The sequence below is a fragment of the Rhizobium tibeticum genome (genome assembly GCF_900110205.1).
Taxonomy (GTDB): domain Bacteria; phylum Pseudomonadota; class Alphaproteobacteria; order Rhizobiales; family Rhizobiaceae; genus Rhizobium; species Rhizobium tibeticum.
Genome location: NZ_FOCV01000099.1, coordinates 1 through 6,235, shown reverse-complemented (window position 1 = coordinate 6,235; position 6,235 = coordinate 1). Strand labels below are relative to the sequence as shown.

The window sequence follows — 6,235 nt, the reverse complement described above, 5'->3', positions numbered from 1 at the left end:
TAACACGATCGGGTTAGACTTGGCGAAGAATGTATTTCAGGCTCATGGAGCGGATGCGGCTGGCGCCATTGTTTTCCGCAAGCAACTGCGACGCGACAAGGTGCTTGCGTTTTTCGCTGGGCAGCCGGCCTGTTTGGTCGCCATGGAGGCCTGTGCTGGGGCGCATCATTGGGCGCGCGAGATCGGCAAGCTCGGCCACACGGTTCGTCTGATCCCACCATCCTATGTGAAGCCTTTCGTGAAGCGGCAGAAGAACGATGCCGCCGATGCCGAGGCGATCTGCGAGGCCGCGCAGCGGCCGACCATGCGCTTTGTCGCCGTGAAGAGTGAGGAGGAGCAGGCGAGTGCGGCCGTATTCCGGGCTCGTGATCTGTTGGTTCGGCAGCGCACCCAGACGATCAACGCCTTGCGCGGCCATCTCACAGAATATGGGCTGGTCGTCGCCCAGGGCCCTTCTCACATCGCCAAGCTGATGGAAAAGGTAAAGGATCCTGAGGGCGACCTGCCAGAAGCAGCCCACCTGGCTCTCACCATGCTGGTCGATACGCTGAGATCGCTGGAGGAAAGGATCAAGCACCTTGATGCTGAGATTGCACGGCGTGCCCGGGAGGATGAAGACGTGCGGCGGTTGGCGACAATCCCCGGCGTTGGTCCGATAACGGCAACGGCTCTGATTGCGCTGGCGCCTTGCGCCGCAACCTTCCGAAAGGGTCGCGACTTCGCCGCTTGGCTGGGCCTGACGCCGTTGCAACGCTCAACCGGCGGTAAACAGAAGCGGTGCAACATCGAAGATGGGCGAGCGTACCTTGCGTCGCCTGCTTATCATCGGAGCGAGCGCTGTCGTGCGTCATGCTCGTCGGCGAGGCGTTCGTGAAGGATCGTGGCTTGGGCGCATGCTTGCCCGCAAGCCGCCAATGCTTGGAGCGCTTCGAGCGCGCGGTAGTGATATGGATCCGATCGGCGAACTCCCATACGGGCCCGCGGCAAATGGAAGGCCGCATCAGAGGCCGGACAGATGTCAGCACCCGACTACGCGCCGCTATACTGCCTTTCAAAGATTCTTCTTGCGCTCATGGGGGCGTCCACAGATGTGCTGAAGGTTCTGCAAATTCTCTAAGAGAGGCGGTCATGGCAGGCTGGTGATGTTCAACGTCACCCGATTCCCTGGAAGGAACGCCACCATGACCAAGAGTGAAGGTAAGACAGCCAGCGCCGCCGTCAAAGACATTTTGCTTTCGAATCCCGACGGGTTGCGCGAGCTGATACGCACGGTGATGCAGGAGGTGCTGGAAGCGGAGATGGACGAGGCATTGGGAGCTTCGAAAGGCGAGCGCACGCCGGACCGCCTCGGCTACCGCTCGGGCCACTATGGCCGCACGCAGATCACACGGGTGGGCAAGCTTGAGCTGCGGGTGCCGCTGGATCGCTCGGGCCACTTCTCCACCGAACTGTTCGAACTCTATCAGCGGTCGAGCGGGCGCTGGTGGCGACCTTTGGCGGAGATGTATGTGCAGGTGGTGTCAACCAGGAAGGTCAAAGCGATTACCGAGGAGCTCTGCGGCCATGCCTTCTCGGCATAATCGATCTCGGCGATCAACAAGCGGCTGGACGAGAGCCTGAAGGTGATCCCGGAGGCTGCCTGGCAACGCTGCTACCTTTATACCTGCATTTCCTCAGGAACGCCCTCGATCACCTGCCGCGCAAGCATGGTGACGACTGCCTACAAGAGCTCCGATGGCTCTACGATCAGCGCGATCTCGATGAGGCGAAAGCCGATCTCGCCCGCGACACCGCTTGGGCCTGGCCACACCGAAAGACCGACAGTGTGCATTGAGAGCGCCAAAATCGCCGCCGATCGTCCGGCAAGATGCTCCCGGAAGTCGCCAGATCAGGCGAAAACGCTGCACGCGACGAATTCGCTACCGCCGTCAAACAACGTGCTCTAATATTCCCATAACAGCGCCAAACAACCCGCGCCTTACTTCAATCCGGCTTATGTGAGGTCACCACGAATGCGTGGAACCGTCAGAGGCGACCTCACATAACCCTCCAGATTCCGAGGCAATCCGCCCCCACATTCCGAAATGATGTCGCCCCCCAATTCCGAGAATTAACCGCCCCCTTGTTCCGAGATGATGCCGCCCCCTGATTGAGCTGTTTGTCGGGGTGTCCTGCTGGTGAGACGTTCGTCCTTTCAGTTGCCTGAGAGGAAGGAACGCGATGCCAGCGGAGAGACTAAAGATGCGGCGTGTCCGCGAGATTCTGAGATACCGATTTGAGGAAGGCCTTGGCCACAAATCGATTGCGGTGCGCGTTGGTGCGGCCCCCTCGACGGTGCGCGAGACGTTGCGCCGTTTGGAGCGTGCCGGATTTTCCTGGCCGCTGGGCGACGATGTCAGCGATGCGGTGTTGGAGGCGGCTCTCTATAAGGCTGCCGGCACGAAGACCGGTCACCGTCGCAGTGCTGAGCCGGATTGGGCTCATGTTCACCGGGAGCTGAAGCGCAAGCATGTGACGCTGCAGATCCTCTGGGACGAGTATATCGGCCTTCATCCCGAGGGATATCGCTACAGCCGTTGGTGTGATTTGTATCGCGGCTGGGCGCTGAAGCTGCCGGTGACAATGCGCTAGGATCATGTGGCCGGCGAAAAGCTGTTCGTCGATTATGCCGGCGACACGGTCACGGTGGTCGTCGACAGGTTGTCGGGAAAGACGCGGCAGGCCCATCTGTTTGTCGCCGTGCTCGGGGTATCGAGCCTTTCATTTGCACATGCTTGCTGGAGCGAAACGCTTCCCGACTGGATTGAATGCCACCTGCTTGCGCTTGAGGCCTTCGGCGGCGCACCGGCGTTGCTGGTTCCCGACAACGCCAAAGTGGCTGTGATCAAGCCTGCCTATTTGATCCGCAGGTCAATCGTACCTATGCCGGGATGGCAGCGCATTACGCAAGCGCTGTTCTTCCGACGCGACCGAGAAAGCCTCGGGACAAGGCAAAAGTCGAAACTGCGGTTCGCATTGTCGAGCGCTGGCTGCTTGGCCGGCTACGCCACCGCGTCTTTTACAGCCTTGCCGATGTGAATGCGGCGATTGCCGAATTGCTCGCCGATCTCAACGACAGGCGTGTCCTGCGTCGCGTCGGGCGCACGCGACGACAGTTGTTCGAAGAGCTGGATTATCCCGCCCTGCGTCCGCTGCCCGTCGAACGATATGTCTTTGCGGAATGGAAGATACGCAGGGCCGGTCTCGATTATCATGTCGATATCGAAAAGCATTACTACTCCGTGCCCTACCGCTTTGCGCGTGAGCAGGTCGAGGCCCGCATCACGGCCAATACCATTGAGAACTTCCATAAAAGTGAGCGCATCGCCGCCCACAGGCGTTCGCGTGGGAATGGCAAGTACACGACAACACCGGAGCACATGCCACCATCCCATCGCCGCTTTGCCGACTGGACGATCGAGCGCATCAGCCGCGGGGCGTCGGCGATCGGACCGGATGTCGCGTTGTTATGCGAACGCATTCTCGCTGATCGGCCGCATCCGGAACAGGGCTACAGAGCCTGCCTGGGCATTATCCGCCTCGTCAAAGCGTTTGAGCGAGAGCGGGTCAATGCGGCCTGCGGGCGGGCATTGGAAATCGGCGCTCGAACTGTGGATCGGTGCGCTCCATCCTCGACAATCACCTCGACCGGCCGTCGACGTCATCAGGCACAGCATCATCTGAACCCATCCACCACTCCAACATCCGCGGTCCCCGCTATTACCACTGAGGAGACGTCATATGCTTGCACATCCCACCCTTGATAAATTGAACGCCATGGGCCTGACCGGCATGGCCAAGGCGTTCAACGAACTGATCAGCAACGGCGAGAGCGAACAACTCTCCCATACCGAATGGCTCGGGCTGCTGCTCGAGCGAGAATGGAGCTCGCGTCACGATCGCAAGCTTGCCGCCCGTTTGCGATTTGCCAAGCTTCGCCCTCGTTACACGAATGAACTGACAACAATTACTGCCAGATTTTCCGAGAGCTTTCGGCTTCAGGTTTGTGGGAATCTTCACGTAGGTCAGCGTTCGAGATTTATGCCTTGCCGCCTGGTCAGCACTCAATCGCGGTTCCGACCTTCGTTTCACGCGCCCGTGCGAAAGCCAGGTTGGCAATAGCGGTGTCCTGGACGCCTGTCCCGGTTAAATCGGCGATCGTTATCTGTCTGTCGTTGGTACGGCCAGCGATCGCACCGGAAATAATCTGTCCAAGCTCAGAAAAAGGGGCATTCTCCGCGACTGCACCTGCCACGATGGCATGATGGCATGATGGCATGATGGCATGATGGCATGATGTAACTCACCAAGCCGACGCGTTTGCGCAAGACTGTCCGCCACGTAAAGATCGGCACGCGCGATGGCTTGCGGGTCGAGTTCGTTTTTGTGTTCCACATCCGAGCCCATAGCTGTTATGTGCTGCCCGGACTCAAGCCATTGCGCCTTCAGGACGGGGCTATCAGCTGGTGTCGTGGTGATGATAACATGCGCGCCGGCAGCCGCTTCTTCCTGGGCTTCACAAGCAACGACGCTGATGCCTAATTGGTCGGTCAGTTCTCGTGCGGCGATTTCCGCCTTGGCTTGGTCACGGGCCCATATTCGGGCTTTGCGAATTGGACGGACCAGCATAAGAGCCTGCAACTGCAATCGTGCCTGCATCCCGGCTCCAAAGACAGCGGCGACCGAAGCGTCATCGCGAGCGAGATGCATCGCAGCCACCGCGCCGGCTGCAGCCGTGCGCACATCGGTTAGATAACCGTTGTCCAGCAGCAGCGCCTGTACTAGTCCCGTTTTGCTGGACAGCAAAATCATCAAGCCGTTGGTACTGGGCAAGCCGATTTCGGGGTTGCCGAAGAAACCAGGGCTGATCTTGATGGCAAATCCATCGAGACCTGGCACGTACGCCGTCTTGACGTCTACCTCACCGCGATGTTCGAAAATGTCGAGCCGCAGGATTGGCGGCATAACCACTCTGTCTGTCGCAAGGGTGAGAAATGCGTGTTCCACGCAACAAACCGCCTCAAGATCAAGAGTCACCAAGTTTCTCAGTTGGTGTTGAGTCAATATCGTGGTTTTCATGACGCCATCCTCGAGAAAAGATCTGTTTCACCACCGCTCACAACGCGACGATGTAACTCCATATCGATATTGCGGCCCGACAGAACGGTCACGACAGACCCGTGCAGCCTGCCGACCTTGTTAGCTAGTGCCCGTCCATAAACGTCTGTTTTTCTGGATTTTTCAAAGGTTGTTTGCCGGCCGGCGCGTATTTTTGGAATGCGTGACGGCACAAGGCCATGCAGGTTATGGCCGAAGAGCGATCTGGCGACAATGGAGGCATGGGGTATCGGCCGAGGCTTGCCGGGCGTGATGTGAACGCTGCCGGATGAGGAGCGTCAGGTCGGCCTGAGGCGTGCGAAGAGGGCGAGATTGTAAGCGACCACCGAGGACCAGACATAAGCCTTGAAGTGGTCGAGCCCACGCCAGGTGCAGCGCGCCCCAAGCCATAAGCGCGTTTCAGGCAAGAGATGCCGGCCTCGATGCCGGCGCGGAAGTTGCGCAGCTTGCGGTAGACCCAGCGGCTGCTGACCATGTCTTCGATGCTGAGGCCGCGCTTCTTATGGAAGGCCATGTCGCGGATGCCGCGGGCTTTGGCTCCACTCAGATTTTCGCGGCTGGCATAGCCGCCGTCGGCCGCGGCTTGACGCGGCGGCTCGCCGTAAAAGGCGATGTGGCGTTCCAGCATCGGCAAGAAGCGCTCGCTGTCGGTCGGGTTGCCGGCTTCGATGACGAGGTCGAGGATCAGCCCGCTTTTGCCGGGAGTTCAACCGCCGGGCCCGCCGCCAGGGTCGGCCGCTCAACCGCCTGTTCGAGATAGCTCAAGGTGCTGCGCGTGATCTTGAGCAGTTCGCAGTAGTGCTTCATCCGTTTCGGGCGACCGCGGGTATATTCGATCGCTCGAGCCCGCTTCTTTGCCGCGCGGCGGTGGTCGTGCCATGGGATGGCACGACCCTGTGCATCGGCCTGCTGCAACAGCCGCACCATCACCCGGACAGCGTCCCATAACAGGCTGCTGTCGCTCGGCTCGTGGATCAGTGCGGCCGTGACGGTGCTGTCCACACGCACGACCTTGCCACTTTCCAGCCTCTCCTGTCGGGCGCTCGCCAGTAGCACCTGGTTGATCTTTTCAAAGGTT

Annotated in this window: 6 pseudogenes; 4 read left to right on the top strand and 2 right to left on the bottom strand. The window is 59.7% G+C overall.

From position 1 onward, the window contains the following. Nucleotides 1-7: 7 nt before the first annotated feature. The 4 pseudogenes from BSG20_RS34560 to istB all read left to right on the top strand — a co-directional run. Nucleotides 8-920 (top strand): annotated as a pseudogene (locus tag BSG20_RS34560) (IS110 family RNA-guided transposase); the annotation flags it as partial. A 261-nt stretch (nucleotides 921-1,181) separates the two neighbouring features. Next, nucleotides 1,182-1,798, top strand: a pseudogene (locus BSG20_RS34555) (transposase); the annotation flags it as partial. Nucleotides 1,799-2,241: 443 nt separating this feature from the next. After that, nucleotides 2,242-3,769, top strand: a pseudogene (istA, locus tag BSG20_RS38230) (IS21 family transposase). Nucleotides 3,770-3,780: 11 nt separating this feature from the next. Beyond that, nucleotides 3,781-3,978: pseudogene (gene istB / locus BSG20_RS34545) on the top strand (IS21-like element ISRel16 family helper ATPase IstB); the annotation flags it as partial. A gap of 118 nt (nucleotides 3,979-4,096) precedes the next feature. On the opposite strand, the pseudogene eutC reads toward istB, so the two are convergent. Together eutC and BSG20_RS34530 are read right to left on the bottom strand one after the other, a co-directional pair. Then, nucleotides 4,097-5,118: pseudogene (eutC, locus tag BSG20_RS34540) on the bottom strand (ectoine utilization protein EutC). Between the two features lie 317 nt (nucleotides 5,119-5,435). Further along, nucleotides 5,436-6,235 (bottom strand): annotated as a pseudogene (locus tag BSG20_RS34530) (transposase); the annotation flags it as partial.